This window comes from Methylophilus sp. (assembly GCF_008015755.1).
GTDB lineage: Bacteria > Pseudomonadota > Gammaproteobacteria > Burkholderiales > Methylophilaceae > Methylophilus.
In genome coordinates this window covers 1-19996 of record NZ_SSGF01000024.1, presented here as the reverse complement: position 1 = coordinate 19996, position 19996 = coordinate 1, and the positions used below count along the sequence as shown (strand labels likewise).

The 19996-nt window shown below is 41.6% G+C and carries 16 protein-coding genes; 5 read left to right on the top strand and 11 right to left on the bottom strand.

What is annotated here, in order from left to right; genetic code table 11:
- Positions 1–22 precede the first annotated feature (22 nt).
- The 5 genes from pglX to E6Q52_RS09905 form a co-directional block, all read right to left on the bottom strand.
- Complete coding sequence (gene pglX, locus E6Q52_RS09925; RefSeq protein WP_292821560.1) at positions 23–3532, bottom strand: BREX-1 system adenine-specific DNA-methyltransferase PglX; 3510 nt, start codon at positions 3530–3532, stop codon at positions 23–25.
- A 24-nt stretch (positions 3533–3556) separates the two neighbouring features.
- The gene (gene brxC, locus E6Q52_RS09920) at positions 3557–7153 is read right to left on the bottom strand and encodes a BREX system P-loop protein BrxC (protein ID WP_292821558.1); all 3597 of its coding nucleotides are present in this window, start codon (positions 7151–7153) and stop codon (positions 3557–3559) included.
- Between the two features lie 17 nt (positions 7154–7170).
- On the bottom strand, positions 7171–7749 hold the full coding sequence (locus E6Q52_RS09915) for a DUF1788 domain-containing protein (RefSeq protein WP_292821556.1): 579 nt from the start codon (positions 7747–7749) through the stop codon (positions 7171–7173).
- Positions 7749–8333 carry a DUF1819 family protein gene (locus E6Q52_RS09910; protein WP_292821554.1) on the bottom strand — a complete coding sequence of 195 codons (585 nt, stop codon included), beginning with the start codon at positions 8331–8333 and terminating at the stop codon, positions 7749–7751. Before E6Q52_RS09910 ends, E6Q52_RS09915 begins: the two co-directional genes overlap by 1 nt.
- Before the next feature lie 525 nt (positions 8334–8858).
- Positions 8859–9275 carry a hypothetical protein gene (locus E6Q52_RS09905; protein WP_292821552.1) on the bottom strand — a complete coding sequence of 139 codons (417 nt, stop codon included), beginning with the start codon at positions 9273–9275 and terminating at the stop codon, positions 8859–8861.
- A gap of 176 nt (positions 9276–9451) precedes the next feature.
- Here E6Q52_RS09905 and E6Q52_RS09900 point away from each other — a divergent pair, with 176 nt between their 5' ends.
- The 4 genes from E6Q52_RS09900 to E6Q52_RS09885 all read left to right on the top strand — a co-directional run bounded on the left by E6Q52_RS09900 (position 9452) and on the right by E6Q52_RS09885 (position 15056).
- On the top strand, positions 9452–12865 hold the full coding sequence (locus E6Q52_RS09900; protein ID WP_292821550.1) for a TM0106 family RecB-like putative nuclease: 3414 nt from the start codon (positions 9452–9454) through the stop codon (positions 12863–12865).
- A complete protein-coding gene (locus E6Q52_RS09895; protein WP_292821548.1) occupies positions 12865–13836 on the top strand; it encodes a YafY family protein in 972 nt (323 codons plus the stop codon). Before E6Q52_RS09900 ends, E6Q52_RS09895 begins: the two co-directional genes overlap by 1 nt.
- 102 nt (positions 13837–13938) lie before the next feature.
- Positions 13939–14199, top strand: coding sequence for a hypothetical protein (locus E6Q52_RS09890; RefSeq protein ID WP_292821546.1), 261 nt, complete (start codon positions 13939–13941; stop codon positions 14197–14199).
- A gap of 110 nt (positions 14200–14309) precedes the next feature.
- The gene (locus E6Q52_RS09885; RefSeq protein ID WP_292821544.1) at positions 14310–15056 is read left to right on the top strand and encodes an HNH endonuclease; all 747 of its coding nucleotides are present in this window, start codon (positions 14310–14312) and stop codon (positions 15054–15056) included.
- On the opposite strand, the gene E6Q52_RS13160 is transcribed toward E6Q52_RS09885, so the two are convergent.
- The 6 genes from E6Q52_RS13160 to E6Q52_RS09860 form a co-directional block, all read right to left on the bottom strand.
- Positions 14986–15381, bottom strand: coding sequence for a DUF3293 domain-containing protein (locus E6Q52_RS13160; protein WP_367125112.1), 396 nt, complete (start codon positions 15379–15381; stop codon positions 14986–14988). The two genes, E6Q52_RS09885 and E6Q52_RS13160, sit on opposite strands and share 71 nt — an antisense overlap.
- A 73-nt stretch (positions 15382–15454) precedes the next feature.
- The gene (locus tag E6Q52_RS09880) at positions 15455–15931 is read right to left on the bottom strand and encodes a hypothetical protein (RefSeq protein ID WP_292821542.1); all 477 of its coding nucleotides are present in this window, start codon (positions 15929–15931) and stop codon (positions 15455–15457) included.
- A gap of 299 nt (positions 15932–16230) precedes the next feature.
- Positions 16231–16719, bottom strand: coding sequence for a hypothetical protein (locus E6Q52_RS09875; protein ID WP_292821540.1), 489 nt, complete (start codon positions 16717–16719; stop codon positions 16231–16233).
- A 9-nt stretch (positions 16720–16728) separates the two neighbouring features.
- Positions 16729–17199: a hypothetical protein gene (locus tag E6Q52_RS09870; RefSeq protein WP_292821538.1), complete on the bottom strand. Its 471-nt coding sequence runs from the start codon at positions 17197–17199 to the stop codon at positions 16729–16731.
- 75 nt (positions 17200–17274) lie between these two features.
- Positions 17275–17646, bottom strand: coding sequence for a hypothetical protein (locus E6Q52_RS09865; protein WP_292821536.1), 372 nt, complete (start codon positions 17644–17646; stop codon positions 17275–17277).
- Positions 17647–17695: 49 nt separating this feature from the next.
- The gene (locus E6Q52_RS09860) at positions 17696–18706 is read right to left on the bottom strand and encodes a WYL domain-containing protein (protein ID WP_292821534.1); all 1011 of its coding nucleotides are present in this window, start codon (positions 18704–18706) and stop codon (positions 17696–17698) included.
- A 150-nt stretch (positions 18707–18856) separates the two neighbouring features.
- Here E6Q52_RS09860 and E6Q52_RS09855 point away from each other — a divergent pair, with 150 nt between their 5' ends.
- Complete coding sequence (locus E6Q52_RS09855; RefSeq protein ID WP_292821533.1) at positions 18857–19945, top strand: ATP-binding protein; 1089 nt, start codon at positions 18857–18859, stop codon at positions 19943–19945.
- The last annotated feature ends 51 nt before the right edge of the window (positions 19946–19996 follow it).

Sequence of the window (19996 nt, the reverse complement as noted above, 5' to 3'; positions counted from 1 at the left end):
GCAACTTTTGTATTTATCAAACTTAATCATCACTGCCCCCCGTAATCGCTTTCACATCTGAGAGCAGATCGCCAAACTTGCCGTAGTTTACTTTTACGCCATCGTCTAAATCGAGTTTGATGCGCATATCAGCGTAGTGGCGGAGTTTTTCGTCGTAGGTTTGTAGTTCAAACTGTTTTTTGTTGAGTTGTTCAATTTCTTTGTTTATTTTGTTGCGGGTGGCGGTGCTGGTGGCGCTGTTGGCGTCTTTTTCTAGCATTTCTATGCGGGATTTGAGTTTGCCCATGAGGGGAACAACGTATTCACTGCGCATACGGGCAAGAGTGCCTTCGTTATAGCGGTGCAAATAAACCAAGGCTTGGAAAGCACCTTGTTTACCACTGCTAAAGTGCCAGTAGATAGGGCGTTTTTTATAGGTTTGCAGGTGATCTTTATAAAATTGGTTGGAGAGGTATTTTCTAATCACCTCTAGCGGTAAATCATTGGTTTTGCCACCTAAGCTTTCAGCCAACCAAGCCAAGTTTTCATCGAGGGTTTGTTTGCCCCATACAGCCACTAAAAACTCTGCAATTCGATTAGTCGCGTCATCTTCAAACCAAGCAGCATCGGTAATCGGCACAATGCCATCGGCATCAGCAGGGAAAGTGGAATAACGGCTGGCATCAAACCCTTCGTTAACAGCATGCGCATAAATCAAGCCTAGTTCATCCAAGCTATAACGCCCCATCATGCATCCGATGGAGTAAGAGATTAAGCGTTGAGAATCTTTTTCGCGATCAGCACGAGTTAAGGTGATTTGCTCATCGGGCACTTCTGGCGTAAGTTCATCCTGTAAACCATAAGCGTCGATAAATAAGCGATTGTTTTCTTCCTCTAACCGCTTCATTTCGGCAACAGCAGCAAACTTTTGAGATTGCCATTCGGCAAAGGACTTTGCTAAGGTTGGTTGTTTGGTCCGAATGAGTGGATTCTCAGAAAAATCCCAAGAGGTTTCGTAAGAGTCCCAATCTGATTTAGCGATTCCAATGCAAACCTTTACACCTAGGCTTGCATTTTTTATTAAAATTATTGGCATCCTATCTAGGTGAGAGATTTCATAATTTAAAGTTGCAGAGGTCGCAGACAATAAATCAGAAAATGGCTTTGAGTTGATACAGGCTAATAAATCCGTCAAATCATTATCGGATATTAATGCCGAGGTTGAATCTAGTGAAACGAAACCAGAATCAAAAAAGCGCATAGAAAAAATGCCACTTGTGACTTTTGACCATGAAAGGCTTGGGGAAAAATAGTTTTGTGGACTTCGAATAACTGATTTAGGTGTTAAAGATCTGAGTAATTCGCCATCTCGATACCAATCAATAACCCCATCTTGATTTCCATACCATTTACGGAATTCACCACCTTTATTGCATGGATACCATTTTCTTAAATCTTGTTTTGAAGAACTACTCTCCTTGCAATTAAAATAAATATTTTGATGACCCACCTCATACCAGAACCGAATGAACCTCTCATTCTCTCCTGTTGATAAGCCTTTAAAAAGCTTACAAACATCACCAAGCTTAATTTGAGTCTTAAACAACTCTAAAAGCTTATTACTTAACCAATACACAACTGGACTACCTGGGATTTTTTTAAAGTCATCTTGTACTGTATTATCAAAACGAAAATGATTCGTTTTTAAAGCCATCTCTTTTTCTGCTTCCTGACCATCCACTAATCTAAAAAATACTGGTTTAAAATCATTGGAATGGTTTTTTTGCAAAACAAATGAGGTAGTTTGCACAACTTCGCCAGAAATTTCACTAAATGCTCTTGCTCCTAAATGCGCCATTGTATGAATCGTGCGATTTGCTAATAATTTTTCTCGCATGGCTTCATAAGAGGACAAGAACATCCAACTTTGCATGGTAACCATACTGTTAAATCCAAAGGTTTTACACCATTCAAACCCACGCTCAATAAACATTGCAAACAAGTCTGATTTGCTTTCTGGGAATGTTACTTTTGCATAATCCTTAAGGGCAGCATTCATGCCTTTGCTACCCATATAAGGCGGGTTGGCAACAACAGCATCGTATAGTTTGGCTAGCAACTTTGCTTGTTGAATTAATAGCAATAATCCTTGTGCGGACTCTTTAGCAAACAGATCACCCTCTGCAATCGCTTTTTCAAGCTGTGTTTTGAGGTTAGGCAGTTGCGCAGCCTGTGTTGGTTTGATTCTAATCAGCGAGCCGAAGGTTTTAGCATGCTGAAAGGTATCAATTAAATCGGCAATCGTATTTCGGTTAACACCAAACTGGCTGAGTGACTGCGCCAATTGATCCGCATTTAATCCTTTGCTTTCTTGCAGGCTGATGACGTTGAGCTTGGGTGGTTCTTGTAAAATGCGTCTATCATCTGCTCTTGCTTTCATCAGCAAGGCAAAGCCTGCAAGTTGTGCGGCACGGTCGTCAATGTCTATCCCAAACAGGTTCTTTTCTAAAATTAGACGTGGGATGACTCTGGGTTGGTAGCCTCGCTCTAGGTAGATTTGTTTTAAACATTCGTAAGCCTCCACCAAGATATGCCCACTGCCACAGGCAGGATCTAGCACGGTAATGCTTTCTGGATTTAGGGTGGTGCCGTCTTGGGCAATACGTTCATCAATCAGCTTTTGTAGCTCAGCATTCACCTCTGAGGTTTGCTCGGCGGGTTTGATGTAATATGGCCATTGGCTATGAATGCTGGAGCTTGGGTTGGCGAGTGTCCATAATCTACCCACACTGTTTTGCACCATGTATTGCACAATCCAGTTTGGGGTAAACAATTGAGTGGCAGCGGGGATATCTTCGCTCTTGACCACTTTGCCAATGACTTCGTCTTTTTTCTCGGAAATATAAAACTGGTAGAGCCAGCCGATGATCTCGACTTGTGCCCAATCCGCTTCTGGGATTTCTTTGACCAGTTTAGCAATGACTGAATCTGTGAGTAAGAGGTTATCGGGTAGCAAAAGCTCGGTTTCATCATCAATCTGCTCAAACATAAAGGGCATGGCGTTTGAGAGCACATTGCATTGCGCAATGAGGATTAAGCGGTAGAGCTCACCGTCTTTATTGCCTGCCAACTTGAGCTGTTTGGCGTATTCAATATTCAAGCCATCTAATTGCAACTCAGTGAGTTTGCCTAATACCTCAGGCATATTGCCTGTGATGCTGGATAACACGCGAAAGCCATGATCGAGGTAATCGTGCAGCTCCATGTAGCGTAGCGCCACAAAGCGGTTAAACCAGGTGTAAGCCACAGCTTCAACCGTTTGCGCAAAACTGCTGGCACGCATTTTTTTAATTAAGGCCTGGCGTTGCTTTTCAACCTTGGCTGGCCACTCACGCCCCGCAATAATCGCCACATCACCACTGACATTGGCCTCAGCCACTTTAAGCGAGCCATCTTCATTAGATAAACCCAGCATATTGCATCGAGCTTTTACAGCAGCGATAAAGTCTTTACGGGCTTGTGGGGCGTAGCTTTTAAGGTTGTTTTTGTTCATGCTTCTTTTTCCAAATTGTTTTTGTTATTCAATACGTGCACGCTTGCCGTTGCGCACTAAATGCAATAAGTGCGATTTTAATTTCTCAATATAAGCATCTACCGCTTCTGGTGTTTCTAAATAAGGTTGTTGCGAAAAGCTTTGCGCGGACACAACAGTAATTGGTTTGGGTTGTGGTTTTGGCGTAACAGGGGTAACTGGCGAAGTGATGGTTGTTGAGGGCTCTCCACTCGGTGCACTTGGAGTAACTGGCACATGCTTGGGACGCATTGCGTCTTCTAGCTCGTGTACTGCGTTGTCCATCAAATTACGCGCATATGGAACACTGTCTTTAATGCGTGCCACGTTGGTAAGGCTGTGGACTTTATGCAAATGCTCTTGCAACGGACGCAGGATGCGGTTGCTTAAGCTCTCATCAGCACCGTACTCCGCAAGGTTTTGTTTGACTACGGTAATAGTCCTTTCAATTTGACCTTTTGCATATTCAAAGCCAGTTTGAATCACTTTGCTATTTTGCTGTTTGAGGGTTTCAACCAAGGCAGGGATTTGCGACACCACACCCCATGGGGTGGCGTTGTTTCTGATTTGCTTGAGTTGCTCAATCGCTTGTTGTGCTTCTGGAATATGCTCTAGCTCGGCATGGTTTTCATTAGCAGTGTTTAAGGCCTCTAACATAGAAGACCAAACAACGAGTTGGGTGCTATAAAAATGACGAATATCGGTAAGATCGTCAGCAAAGTCTAACCAGTCGCTTTTCTGTTGGTTTAGTTGGCTGACAAACTCAAAGCTGTCGCGAATATTTAACTGTTGTTTTATCTGTAAGATCGCAGTCTGCAATATTTCTTTGCCAGGATAAAACTGCATGCTTGCTTTATTAAGCAATACAGCCGTTTCTTCCAGCATGTCAGCGAACTGACTTCGAAAATCTTTGACGATGGTGTCTTCATCATCAGCAGTGATTTTCTTGAACACTTCTTTAAACAATTCTTTGGCTTTGCGCAAAGCATCAGCATCGGCTGATTTGCGCTTAAGAATAGAAATGGACGAGAACTTGCCCGGTTTGGTGAGGGGGTCTGCAGCTGAACGATTATCTAAATCTCCGCCTTCATAAGCCAACTTGATTTCACCCGCCATGAAGAGTCGGGTGATCAATAAGACAATTTCAGACTCTGGTTTCCAGCCATAGGGCATGCTGGTAAAGCGTTTTACCACATCTGACAGCAACACCCGCTGTGTACTGGCTGCCAACAGCAGATACTCTTTCAACTCATTAATCGCCTCAGGATTCGCCTCTGCGCCCAGTAAACCGAGTGAAGTTTGCGTGTTGGCGGGAGAATTCAACAGAGCGCGAATTTCAGCCCAGGCATCAACCTGACGATGTTTTAGCAAGCTGAGCTTGTTGTAGCTATTGCTTACCAGGTAGTTGATGACTTCATCTAGCAGGGTTGATGCATCAGCGGCTTTGATTTGGGGTGATTGACCCAGGACATAGACATCACCACTGACAACAGCCTCTTTTAAGTGTTGAATAATCCGTGCCTTCCGGCCTCTATTTTCTTCTTTGATGTTTTGTAGAATGACTTTTGTCGATTGATTGGTATTGCTTGCCTTAGGGCTCACAATAAAGTTTTCGATCTGCAGATAATGTGTGATTTCGATGTCGAAACGGTCAATTTCATTCATCTTGATGAGCGCTCTATCGTTACTCTTTAATACGTACTGGCTATCGTTTAGACGATCATAATCGTCACCCAGCGGGGTGAGTACATCCAGCACCAATTCATACGACGAATTACGATAAGGCAAACCATCTAACAACCGATTAAATTCGTAATCCCCCTTGGTCTCTCGATGCCGGATTTTAGCTTGGCTGTTGAACACCTCTTCAAACATGAGTTCAGCTAATAAACGTGATTTCTCGGTACTGCCAATAGTGATTTGTGCTACTTCGTTGGCAATATCACGCTCTTCGTTGGTGAGGAAATACCACAAGTCGCCATTACGGCTAATCAGACGTTGTTGTTCAAGGCGAGTCAGGCTCTCTTGAATTTGCTTGCGTAGATTGATTTTGTCTTCGTCGATATGGGTAACGCAGAGGGTAGCGATGTTATCGATATTGGGTGTCATCGAATCGCTGATGTAGCGAATCAGGAATAAGCCCTTGAGCAGCTTTACATCAAACTCTATCAACGACGGGTTGTTTGGTGCATCTTCGATTGAACGTTTGGCGACAGTATCAATGAAGCTTTCTATGGATGGATAAAAGTCATATACCGGAATTAGGCGATTTGCATCTTCTGTCTGGCTTTTGATCGCTGCAGACTGGAATGCATCCAATAACGAACGCTCACCTCTTGAGAGATGTGAGCCGGTGGCGCCGACCTTGCGTATCGCCTCAAAGATCTTTTGCACCAATAAAAACTGATAGGGTGCGAATGGGTAAAAGGCAGAAAAGTCTGCGGCGTCTTTAAACCCTTGGTAGGTGACCGAGTTGCCTACAAACACCAACTGGTTGTTAATGATGTCACCTTTTTGTTGGAACAAGGTTTTAAGCGATGTATTTGCTTGATCGGTTTTGGCCAGCAACCGTTTACTAATGACCTCATCAACGTTTGAACTCGCTAATGACAAACGTGTATGAAAACGCCCCTGAATTTTTGAAAAGTCTTGAGATTTGGCCTTGTTTGCTTCGCCTATGGCCGCATCAATATCTGCCTGACTGGTCACAATGACCCAGGCACGACCATTACACTTCACACCCAACTCTTCAGTGATGGTTTGCAAATTAAGCATCAACTGGGTGTTGTTACCAATAAATTGGCCAACTTCATCCACCAAAAAAATCACACGGTGATTTTTGTCTTTGGTCTCCAGATACTCTGAAACCACTTTGGCAAAGGTATCGATATTGACTTTGTAGTTGTCTCTGGCGTTATCAAACCATTTCTCTGCTGACTCTATCGAGTTGCCCAACGCGGTTGAGATGGCATAAACAATATCATCCCCCAGCAAATCAAAGGCATCACGCTCTTTGAGCCAATCGTTCCCATTTTTATTTTTGAAAGCTTGTTTGAACTGCTCGTATACTCCCTTTGATTCAAGATAGCGCTCCATATTTGCAATGTGTGGCGCATCGCCGGAATAGCCGAGTTTTTCGTTGAATACCCGCAAGAAGACTTGCAAGATAACGTCGCGCTCATCTTTACTATCTGCTTTGGAGTCGATATTAAACAGGATGACATCGGCGGTGCCTTGAGTAGCCCTTTGAATATCTGCCACCAACATAGGATCTTTGATTTTATTGCTGTCAAAAAAATCAGCGGCTTTTTTGGACTCACCCGTCGTGGGTGATGTCACTATTTTGTTCTCAAGCAGGTAGGAGATGATTTTAATAAAGTGAGATTTACCTGAACCGAAGAAGCCTGAAACCCATACCCCCATGCGGTCGCCAGACCTTTGCAAATAAGCATCAAAAAATTTACGGATGTGCTCGGTCACCTGTTTAGTGACTACATACTCATCCAACTCCTGCCAAACGCTTGCCTGGTCAAGCTGCTCGGCTTTGATGACGCCATTAATGGAACGATCAATAGGTTTTGTAAATAAGGATTTAATCTGCATTTTTTATTCTCGGTTTTTTATGGGACTAATCTAAAAGCTCGGTAATAATGATCATCTTCTAGCGTATTAAACAGGCGTAGACTTTGACCATCGTATTTGCCCGGGTAAAACATCACCAAAGGGGTATCTTGCATAAACGGATGAAGCGCCGACAACAAGGTATGAGTTCTCAACATCGGATAAGCTGATGCCACTCCAGATAAAATAACCATATCTGTTTGATCGTGATTGATCATGCTGCTTAATTTCTGTGCCAACTTATCCTCTTTGAGTACTGGCCGGATGGCATCTAATGTTTTTTGGTCTCCACCCGTTTTTTGAAACTCAATCACTTTATCCAACAGATTGCGCTCCTTGAGCAACTCGATTAGAAACTCAAATAAGTTGATATGCACCACACGCAGTTGATATGGAGGCGACTTTAGGGATTGGATCACGATGCCATTGAGATAGTCCATGACAAGATCATCTTGCTCGATGGGGTAGTCAAATATCCAGAAGCCAATATCATTCCCTAAGCCATTACTGCTCAGAAAATCGGGCGATGTGAGCTTGCCGATCACTTGGTTTAAGCGTTGTTGAAAGTCGGTTTGCATTAATTAAACTCCATCGCAGCAATTAAATGTGGATGGTGCAGGCGTATGACGCTAAGCGCTTCAGGGCGTAGGTGGAACGGTGCGATTTCCATATTTTTTGTTGTCTCAATATACTTTGCTTGACTCAATATTCTAAGGATTACCTGACTTAGCTTAGTTTTAGTTGCGGTGGACCATTGATTGATGGAAGGATCTAATAATGCACTTTCCTCCCAAAAATTCTCCCAGGCATATCTGTAAATTGTTTTTTCCAGTCGTTTAATATGCTGGGCGTAGACTTTAATCATATAGTCATACAATAATTGGCTATGCAGTAAGGCCCCCGCAAACAATAATTGTGTAGCTAATTCATTATCACTGTTCGCAATCTGTTCTATCAATTCAATATTCATTAATTGAAAACGCTTTTTTACCAAAGCGGCTTGACGCTTTGAAGTCGCCGGCGTTTTTTTTTGAAGAATATTTTCAACCTCAATCGCCTCACGCCAGCGCTCAGGTGTTGGTTGTGTGAGATATAAGCGTGCCAACTGCTTGGACTCAACCAACATCAAGGCTCCGGCAGAAATTTCAGCGTTATAAATCATTCACGATTACTTAGGTTGCTATAAATGTTAAAGATTATATAGTGTTTGCCATATTTAGCTCTTGATAGAAACACTCTTTAATTGAGCATCAAACTTTTCTACATCCCTCATCTCACAATCTGCGATATAGCTCCCAATAACATTTGGGAGAAATTGATTGAGTTAGTCGGGCCAACCTCACACGCATCTCCCGATCAGTTCATGTTTGATAAACAAAATGCACGGTCATCATGACTCTTAATTTGGTAGCAGCGACTGCGACTATTCTGTGTTTGTGCCAAACAAAACTGACGCTGATCATTGTTTTTGATTTGATAACAGCGGCTACCTTCGTTGCGGCTTAACGCTAGGCAGTGCTGTCTGGAGTCTTTATTTTTGATCTGATAACACTGTGAGTTTGCATTTGCGCTGCTTGAAAGCATTAGTAAGGATAGTGCTACCCATACCAATCGCTGACGACTTGAGGCAAGGACCTTTTGTTGTTTGTTTCGGTGTATGTGTATACGCATTCTATTTCTCTAAAAGTCACTCTCGCCACGCGTTATAAATGGGCTTCTTGACTACGAGCTTTACTAATAAAAACCGGACTAATAACCCGCAAAAGAGAATTTTTATCAAAGTAGTAAGAATGGTGTTTGGTGTGTAAACCGTTGCACTATTTAGTAACTCAATCACTGCTGTGCATAGCGTGCAGGCCATAACACAAAAATAAATACCTTTTATAAATGGCATATCAACCTCCAAATTTCTGATTAAATAATTAGTGCTTGTGCTTCCCACTGGGGCTATGAATGCAACCACCGCCTCGTTGCGCGGATCCACACCAGCGACAGACATCGCCATGGCCATGACGGTGCTTGCCGGTTGGACTATGCGCGCAACCACTGCCGTAACTCCTAGATCCACAATATTCGCAGCAATCCTCATCACCATCATGCTCATGCTTTCCATTTGAGCTATGAATACATCCAGAGCCAAAGCTGGATGATCCGCAATGTCTACATTCGCTCATTATTTTCTCCTTTCATAATGAGCCACATCATCTAACACGCCAGGCTCACCACATGAGCCTGAGTTGAGCTATAGTGCAATTTCAATCATAAAAAAGAACAACACGCATGCAAAAAATTTCTGAGCAAGTGTTTTACTCTGCAAGTGATCTCGCTAACTTTTTAGAATGTGAGCATTTAACTTCGCTAGATAGATTGAATCTCGACTCACCAATGGAGAAAACTGCCGATGGAGAGGATGCCGAGCTGATTCAAAAAAAAGGGCTTAAGCATGAGAAAGAGTTTTTGGATGCCCTAGTCGCTAGCGGAGTATCAGTGGTTGATATTACAAGAGTGGTAGATGCCCAAGCATCGACGCAAGACAAAGTCGATGCAACTATCCAAGCCATGCAATCAGGCGCTGATATTATTTTCCAGGCAACATTTGCTGATGGTGTTTATTTGGGACACTCTGACTTCTTACGCAGGACCAACACCCCTTCTCAACTGGGTAATTACAGCTACGAGGTCATTGATACGAAGCTTTCAACCAAAGCACAAGGCAAGTTCATCATTCAATTGATGTTCTACTCAAAGTTGCTCGCCAAAGTTCAAGGACTGATGCCTGTAAAAATGTATGTTGTGCTGGGGAACAAAAAAGAAACTGCATTTTACTGCTCGGACTACTCTGCTTATTTTGATGCACTGGTTCAACGCTTTGAAGCACATGTGACGAATCAATCAACCTATACATACCCCAATCCATGCAAACGTTGTGACCTTTGCCATTGGCGAGATCGTTGTGATCAGAAGCGCATTGACGACGATCACCTGTCACAAGTTGCAGGCATCCTGAAGTCTCAGATCGTCAAGCTGAATGCTGCAGGCATACACAGGATGGCCGACTTGGCGGTAGTCAACGATAACTTTAGCGTTCCTAAGTTAAACCCTGAGTCGCTACAAAAAATCATACACCAGGCTCGGTTGCAACATCATCAAAAATCAACCGGGGAAGCCAAGATCGAATTGCTCCCAACGGATCCTCATGGCAGACATGGGTTTATGCGATTACCAGAACCTAATGAAGGGGACATCTACTTTGACATGGAAGGTAATCCGCTTGAAGACCCTCGCCATCTAGAGTATTTGTTCGGCATCTACTATTTAGACAATGGTGCATACGTGTTTAAAGGTTTTTGGGCACTAAATCATAGTGAAGAACAAAAAGCCTTTGAGGACTTTATGGACTTTGTGACTGCGCGTATCAAGCAATATCCGCAAGCTCATATATACCACTACGCAGCCTATGAAGAGACCGCCATCAAGCGGCTGATGTCTTTCTATGGTACTAGGGAGCATGAAGTCGACAACCTGTTGCGCCAAGGGCGACTAGTAGATCTGTACAAAGTTGTGCGTGAATCGATGCGCACCTCAGAGCCTAAATACTCGATTAAAAACATTGAGCATTTCTACTTAGAAAAGCGTGCCGGTGAGGTAACCAATGCCGGTGCGAGCATTGTCTTCTTTGAAAAATGGAAAGCGACTCAAGAGCAACGATACTTGGATGATATCGAGGCATATAACATCGATGATGTACGTTCAACACAAGCTCTTCATGCGTGGCTAATCAAAAAGCGCCCAGCAGTTTTGCCATGGGGTAATGCGGAAGCGAACAAGCTGCGTGAGGCGGAGGACAGTGCCCCTCAGCCATCAAGTGCGACAGCACTCGCAGAACAAAGGCTAGAGAAATATCGCCTTGCTCTTTTAGGGGCTGTTCCTATTCCTGAAACTCAAAAAACTAAATCGGATTATTACCAGGAGTTAATGTATTACCTACTGGGCTTTCATCGCAGGGAGGCAAAACCTGCATGGTGGGATTACTTCTCACGTCGTGATAAACAAAGGGATGAATTAATTGAGGATGCAGAGTGTATTGCCGATGTAAGGCTAGTCCCAACCAACCAACCTGAGGCGATAAAACAGTCGCTAAAATATGTCTGTAAATATCCTCACCAGGAATTTAAACTTCATACAGGCTCAAAAGCTGAAGTTATGGAAATCGGAAAGTCGGTATCCAACTTAGTCATTGATGCAGCCAATCAAGAATTAAGCTTCACCATAAGTAAAAAGCAGACACTGCCTGATTCTGGATTTACTCTGGCGCTAGGAAAGCCGATTGAGTCCAGAATCCTGACAGAAGCGATTGAGCGTTATGTCGATAACTATTTATCTGGCGGTCTTTTATATAAATCGATTAATGACATGCTGCTTAAAGCTAAACCAGCTTTTAAGTCATTGGTTCAGGGATCAGAAATTATTGATGAAAAACAGCCTATCATCCCACAGATGATTCATGCCACGGCAGATCTCAATGACTCGTATTTAATTATTCAAGGGCCACCAGGGACGGGTAAAACTTACTCGGGGTCTAAGGTAATTGTTGATTTACTCAAACGTGGCAAGCGCATCGGCATCACCTCTAACTCGCACAAAGCTATTAACAACCTGTTGATTGGCGTATGCAAAGAGGCCATTTCACAAAACTTTGACTTTATTGGTGCAAAAAAATCTACCGATGGCGACGAAGAATTAGATGCATACACCAACATTCGTGTTTTGAAAGACAATAGCGAAGCCTTAGAAAACCTCAATCAATTAGTGGCTGGGACTGCATGGCTATTTGCTCGTGAAGAGGCAGATCAATTATTTGATTACTTGTTTGTCGATGAAGCAGGCCAACTGTCTTTAGGCCATTTAGTGGCCGCAGGCACCTGCGCGAGAAACATCGTATTGATGGGTGACCAAATGCAGCTGGGCCAGCCTACGCAAGGAGTACATCCTGGAGAATCTGGTCAATCTATCTTGGAATTTTTATTACAAGAACAACACACAGTATCGCCAGATACAGGCATATTTTTAGGCACTACATATCGTATGCACCCAAGCATTTGCCAATTTATTTCAGATGCGGTGTATGACAGTCGGCTGCAATCTGCGCAGCAGACAGTTAACCAAGTTATTTCAGTTCCAAACACTGCCCATCCCTTGATTAAAAGCCATGGCATCGTTTATGTGCCCATTGAGCACATGGATTGCGCACAAACCAGCGACCAAGAAGCCCAATTGATTCAAGCGCTCATTACCGAGTTACGGAAAACCACTTATTTCGATAATAAGGGCGCGGAGCATCCAATTAAACTCTCAGATATCCTGGTGATTACGCCATACAACGCGCAAGTGCAAAACCTGCTTAGACACTGCCCAGAGGGTTCAAAGGTGGGAACAGTTGATAAGTTTCAAGGGCAAGAAGCCCCCGTCGTATTGTTTTCAATGGTGACATCAAGCAGTGATGATTTACCAAGAGACATCGGTTTCTTATTTAGTAAGAATCGCTTAAACGTTGCCATCTCAAGAGCTAAGTCCTTGATTATATTTATTGCAAACCCGAGACTCATGTCAGTGCAATGCAATAATCCTGAAGAAATGGCTTTGGTAAATACGCTATGCTTGATTGACCAGTATCGCGTTGATTGGAGTGCATGATGAGTCAGAACGAACGCATTTATAAGATTGACCAACTTCTCAGCAATCACACCTATGTAACAATTCCTGAATTTCTGGACCGCTTGGAAATATCACTAGCCACATTTAAGCGAGATATAGCTTACATGCGTGATCGCTTAAATGCACCGATTGAATTTAATCGTGACTTAGGCGGTTATCAAATGACTAAGCAAAATCAAATTGGTGACCGATATGAACTGCCTGGCCTATGGTTTTCTTCTGAGGAAATATATGCCCTCATCACGATGCAGCAGCTGCTACAAAACCTTGATGGATCTGGCTTACTAGGTGGGCATATTAAACCCCTACTCTCTAGACTGCAGATGATTCTGAATCAAGATGGGCATGTATTAGAAAACATAGAGCAACGCATCAAAGTAAAAAATGTTGGCTACAGAAAGTTTCAGATTGAGCACTTTCCTCTGATTGCGACGGCCACATTAAAATCACAAAAGATCAATATCATTTATCAGGCGAGAAGTACTGATACCGAAACCCAACGCATGGTATCACCTCAACGAATTAACTATTACAAAGGAAACTGGTACTTAGAGGCTTGGTGCCATGTTAGAAATAACATGCGATTTTTTTCTATGGACTGTATTAATGCAGTCGAGGTTCTAAATGAGCCATGTGAAAAAGTTGATAAAGAAATTTTAGAGCTATCTGAAAAAACTTATGGCATTTTTAGTGGAACAGATATTCAGTGGGCTAAGCTTAAATTTAACGCTACAGCAGCGAGATGGATTAAAGCTGAAATTTGGCATCCAGATCAAAAGAAAACTTTATGTGAAGACGGCTCCTTAATACTTGAAGTGCCTTACTCAGATGAAACTGAAATGCTAATGGATATTCTGAGGCATGGCTCAAATTTAAAAGTTCTGGCCCCTTTATCACTTGAACTGCAAGTTAAAGAATCACTTAAGAATGCAATAAATTTATATCAATAGCTTTTCATTCGTGAAATTTGAATGCAAATCAAATAGCCCGCTATAGAGTATTACTAACATTGATTAGTGCTCTCCAGCTTTATGATCACCTAGGACCTCACAATGTCAAAAAAAATAATTGTGCGATTTTATAACTGGCAAGATTGGAAAAAAAACATATCAGAAGCGAATATCGGTTCGCTAGGCTCTAACAAAAAAAATCAATCAATGTTGAGAATGGCAGCACATGAGGCCCAAAATGAAGATAATGAAGTATGGCTGATAACAGCTTCTAAAATAAGAAATGGATGGTTTCCAGTTGGCTCAAGTTACGTCCCAGATCTAATGACGAGCCAATTGAAAACTCTCAATATTCAACTCTAGACTATTATGACTTACAGAAATCCAAAATAATTGGGGACCACTTTTCTGGAAAGCTGCAATTTATCCCTGAGGTTGATCAAATACTTAGCAGCTTTGGCAAGGAATTAGAAATGACGGGGAAAGCTGGGTATGAAATACAAGAGCAAAAGGGTAGAGAAATTTATCACTTGATGAATAAATATCCAGGACAACCTTTTCCTTCTAAAAGTCAGACAATTAACGAGCTTGATAGCACTAACAAAAACATAGCTCAACAGAAAAATATTAACCCGGTACCCTCTCATCTAGAGATACATTATGAAAGCCTACAACGAGTTTTCGAAAATGATATTACTAGACTCGAAAATGAATACCAAAATAAGCCCGGTACTGACATAGATGTAATTGTAAAAAAGAGAGTTGGCCAATCCTCATTCAGAAACCTTCTAGAAAAGGAGCATGGATTGAAGTGCAACTTATCAGGAATAACACATAAGAGTTTACTTATAGCCTCTCACATTACTCCATGGTCAAAAGCAGAGCCATTTGAAAAGACTGATGCTAATAATGGCCTGTTACTTGCAATAAATTGGGATGCTGTTTTTGATAAAGGACTAATGACATTTAACGAAAATGGTGAAGTCTTGTTTTCAGACTCATTGGATTCTGAAACCATCAAAAGTCTTGGGCTTAACAAGAATTACAAACTAGACCAAACCACTCTGAATCAAAAAAGATTGAATTATATTCGGAGGCATAGAATGGAAATTTTTAACAAGAACTACCATGGCTCCCAAAGAACTGACACTATCTCAGCAAGACCAATTGCGGAATACCGTCTTTGTCACTCCAAAGAATCGCATTCTGTTGGAACTTGATCCCTAAGATTTTTGATGCTTCTAATGACAAACCCAACACGAGAAAACTGGGCTCTGCTGGCCACATGTTTGAGGGGTGTAAGCCTTGTCCATCTAAAAACGTAAGGCTTCGTGTTTGAAGCTCTTTATAAAGATCAGACTGAAGCTGGGCATTCTTAGCATCTAGTGTGCTCTCGCTATATGGGTTATAAGCTGTGATCAATGCACTACTCTCAACTCGGTGCCTCTTGTGTAACGCGATCAAAGCGTCGCTCTTTTGACCAACTCGAAGAGTAATTAGGGGCTCGATGTTTACTGTGTATTCAGTTTCGCGATAAGCGTTCATCAAGTCTTCTGCTATAGCCGTTAGTTTTTGCTTATTATTCATACTGTATGTACTACTCATTTAAAAGCCTTGATTAGGCAATCCGCAAGAGCATGGCTTTTGCAGTATCTATCGAATACTTATGGCCGAGATTTGCCTGAGGCGTATTATTAACACGCAAAATAATCTCATTCATATCACAACTATTTAAGCCACCATCAAACCAAACATAATGCCTATACAACTGCGCAAGGTCGTTCATGCTTCCGAGGATGCTTCTACTGGTAGTTTTACTAAAAGTAATATTTTCATATTCAGCCATTAGGGCATCTAAGCTCTTCAATGAAAAATCTAATTCCTTGAAAAAAGTTAAGAGCTGACTAATAAATAAGTTATGCATGTCATGCTTTAGATTCTTGGACTTTTTGAAGCCACCACATACAAATGAAATTAACGTTCGTTCATTCACAAACAGAAAGTGTTTTTTTCTCTCAATCTCGATTAAATTAACATACCAAGCCCCCAGCAATGTGGAGTCTAACAGTTCGTGATTCATCAATTCAGAAGACATCAGTGATAAATAGTCTTGCACATTTTTTGTACATTTAAGGGTCAGCAATTAGCTTGTCTCGCTGTAAGTAATATTTTTTTTAATATTTTCAATCGATTAATTTTTAAACAGATCTAGATTTAATATAAATATCAATTAAATAGAGAACCTTTCCTAGACATGTCCACCGTTTTATCCACAGCCACTGAGGATGAAATAATACTTGCAACTCTCTATTCCCTAAGGTTGCAAGTTAAAAATAACCGAAGAATAAACTCTAAAAACGTGCTCGTCTTAGTAATTATGATTGTGTCGGCATTTTAGCTGTTTTGAACATCATCCAATCTAATTTCAATTTGGTTTAGATTGCTAGAAAGGTTTTGCTTTATGGACTCCAAGAGTTGTCTGTCGACCACTCTATCTTCTAGCGGAGTGGAGTATGTAATTTCCAAGCCTGTACGCTGATCTTTTCCAAGTGGAAGTAACCTTGGTATGAGAAGCTCTAATGCTCGATTTATTGCAATTCTAGTTCGTCCAGTAAACTCGACCGCCGGATAACTAGCCGGAACGCCCAAAGGTGAGTGAAACATGGGCATAGCAAAAACCATCCTGCCAGACTGATCTGTTGAGAAACTCATCCAATATTTAACTTCCTCGTCGTCAAGTTTCAACTTAAATGTACCTGTGAATCTCTCCCAATCAATTAAAAAGTTAAAGAGTCGTACGCGCTTAGGCTCAGGATATCTCGTGACGTTGAGCTTTAGCCAATCTTCTACTTCAACAATTGAGGGCCGTTTGAATGAATCCATGATTTCTTCCTAGAACTTACCTAAAGGACTTGTGGGCGATTGCTTTTGCTCTTCTCTAACTTTTCCGATGTTGGTAAAAGCGCCCATTACCACTTGAACAAAGCTAGGATACTCATAAGCACTGCCATTGTTGTGATCAATGATGGCTCCGATACCTCCGCCCAACACAATATTGCCAAACATAGAGCCTTTGGTATCTGAAACGACGCCTGCTCGACCATTCTCAAAACCATCTTTTCGGCATGTTAATTGCAAGTCATCATTCGAGCGGCTAATTGTTATGGTTCCAGGAGTGGTTACAAAATAGGTACCCTTCTTATTAATAAGCTCGCATTTCGCCTCAGATACTTCTTTACCACTTGCCTCCCGTGTTTGTATTGAAATATTTTGAGTCGTGGATCCTGTTATTGATGCACATCCTGACATAGTAAAAACAACAGCAATAGACATCACAAACTTATAGTATTTCTGACTATTCATATAGGGCCTCCGATTAAGTTAGACGCCATTATTCACGAGTCAAGGATCACGGGCTGAGCCTGATAATTAACACTCTCATTCATCATCGATAAAAAATCGATTACAAAGATGGCATAGGTAGTGCTGGTCTAGCATTACTTTTAACTCTGTTTTCTTGAGCTCAAAATGATCAGAAATTTGGGATACAAATTCAGCCGAGATACATTTATCAACGTATAGGTAATAGAATCCTCTTACCCTATCAAAAACAACCCGCCCTCTTGGGTAGTAATCGTATGCATGAGATTTAAACAACAACTCATCTTTATCAGTTGGCTTGAAAGTATCCCAATAGTTATAGTGCTCCCCATGCTCTGCGAACATCTCATTCGAATAGGCCATGGCTATTTCGACTTTGTCGGAAATAATGGTTTTATTGACCAAAAAGAAAATCCCCACGTTTGACACTTATGCCCATCCTTTTTTATCTATCACAAGCTGCAATAGAATTTATTTGTTAATTGTAGAGTTTAATAGCCTCTGAAATTTCATGACTAATCTCCTCTCTCAAAGACGGCGGAGATATGACCTCGACATTTGAGCCCAAACCGAGAATCCACCATTTAAGTTGCATGGTATTTGCCACTGAAGCCTTTAACTCGATATGCTGTTCATCAACATCACACGTTTTTTGATCAGTAGATAGTGGACTTTCAATAAGGTGCATGGCTGCGCCACGGCTCATTTTCAAATGAAGCTTTATTTTCGTATCCGATTGACTTGAGAAACCAAAGGCACCACTTTGTACATAATCATCAAGTTTGAAGTCACTTGGCCTGTTTGATGCAACATTAAGCACTGTGGCAGAATGAATACGGTGCACTGCAAGCAACCGCACATCGGTGAACGGTTCGATTGTACAAACCAAATACGTAATGTGCCCTCTTATGACCAGACCTAACGGATTGACTGTTCGAGAATGACCATGGGGATCTTTTCTGGATTGGTAAATTAAATCCAACTGCTTTTGATCAAAAATTGCTAGATGTACTGAGGATAAAGTTGCTTCATTGATTTCTGGTGGGATGAGTGGTTGCCATGGGTGAACAACCTGAACATTGCTCAACCAATTTGAGTACCCCTTATAAAGTTGAGGTCGCTGTAGTACTTTCTCAGCTTCTAAAATATATGGCTTCAAATTATTTGCAATACTAGTTGGCATTAAACCTGACAGATGCGATTCAGCCAACTTGAAAGTTAAGGCTTCTTCTGGCGTCAATGCTGGCAGGTTTAGTCTAGGACTGTCTTTTTGCCAACACCACCCTCGCGGCATCAGATTCTCATCATTGAAGATTCCAAAGCTCTCAGACAGTTGGATTAGGTCACGCTCTACCGTACGCTTGCTCACCTCAAAACCATCCGTACACAACTTCTTATGTATCTCACTTACTGTGAGCTTACGCGGATAAATTGGAATCAAATCCAACATCCTTATAAGTCTGTCAAAAAGCCTTTTATCTTTCTTCATGTCTAAAGATTATCCTCATAAGCTTAAATAACCACGCTGCCAGAACCAACTTGGTTATGTTGATGACTTTCAATTCTGCCCAAGTTTGCGACATATTATGTCGCACATCATAAATATAATTGAGCTCATCAATAAAACATAGTTAAAAACATGGCCTCTATTACTATCAAATATGATCCAAATCTGGTCGATGATCCAACACTCTCGGATATTGGATGGTTATGGACTTTACGGATATACGCTTCAGGGAAAATACCCTTGAACTTCGAATCATCCTGGCCCGTTCACCTACTGCCACTCATTGAAAAATACGCCACTAATAATCAAGGCAAAGAATCTATTGAGTTTAAATATGAGTTCTTAGCAAATGAGCTGGATAGATTGGGAAGTGCTAAGACAATTAATGATAGTCATCTAGCCCAAAACCTGCGCATGGTTGCAGACTCCTTTACCCTATCAGACATAGAGCGCCAGATTCTTGAGTTTAGAACTATCTATCGGGTACACAATGGCCTAGAGCAAACTGTGGACCTCATTTCAAACAGGTGGACGGACAATCTAGTACATCAAATTATTGGTCACGCTTTGGCTGTGCCGACCACAATAATTGCTGATGCATTGCGCCCAGAGAGCAAACTTATTAAAAGTGGCTTACTCATCATGCATAGCAGTATTAAATCAGACTTTGGACGAAAACTAATTGCGTTAGATGGCTTTGTAAATGGCGTCCAATCATTTCGAGAAAAGACTTTGGACATCTTTGGTTTTTTATTTAATAAAGCAACTGGAGCCACCCTCGCACTCAACAACTTTGCACATCAAAAAGATGATATTGACATCATTATTAAATATTTAGAGCAGTGCCATAAACACAAAAGAGTTGGTGTCAACATTCTGCTTCACGGCGTACCAGGTGTTGGGAAGACAGAGCTAGCAAGATTGATTTCACAAGAATTGGAAATAACAGCTTATGAAGTTTCGTCATCGGATTTTGATTCTGATGATCAAAACGATCAACCTCCATCTAGATTCAAGTCTTACTTGATACTACAAAATCTCATAAGCCAAATGGATTCCGGTTTGATTATTTTTGATGAAATTGAAGATGTTCTACCCAGGCTTGGACTGTTAGACAGACCAAGCAATGGTCATAAAGCTTGGATTAACAATCTGCTCGAAACAAACCAATCCCCTAGCATTTGGATATCTAACCATGTAAACCATGGTTTACATGGTTAGATATCCAAATGCTAGGGGATTGGTTTGTTTCGAGCAGATTGTTAATCCAAG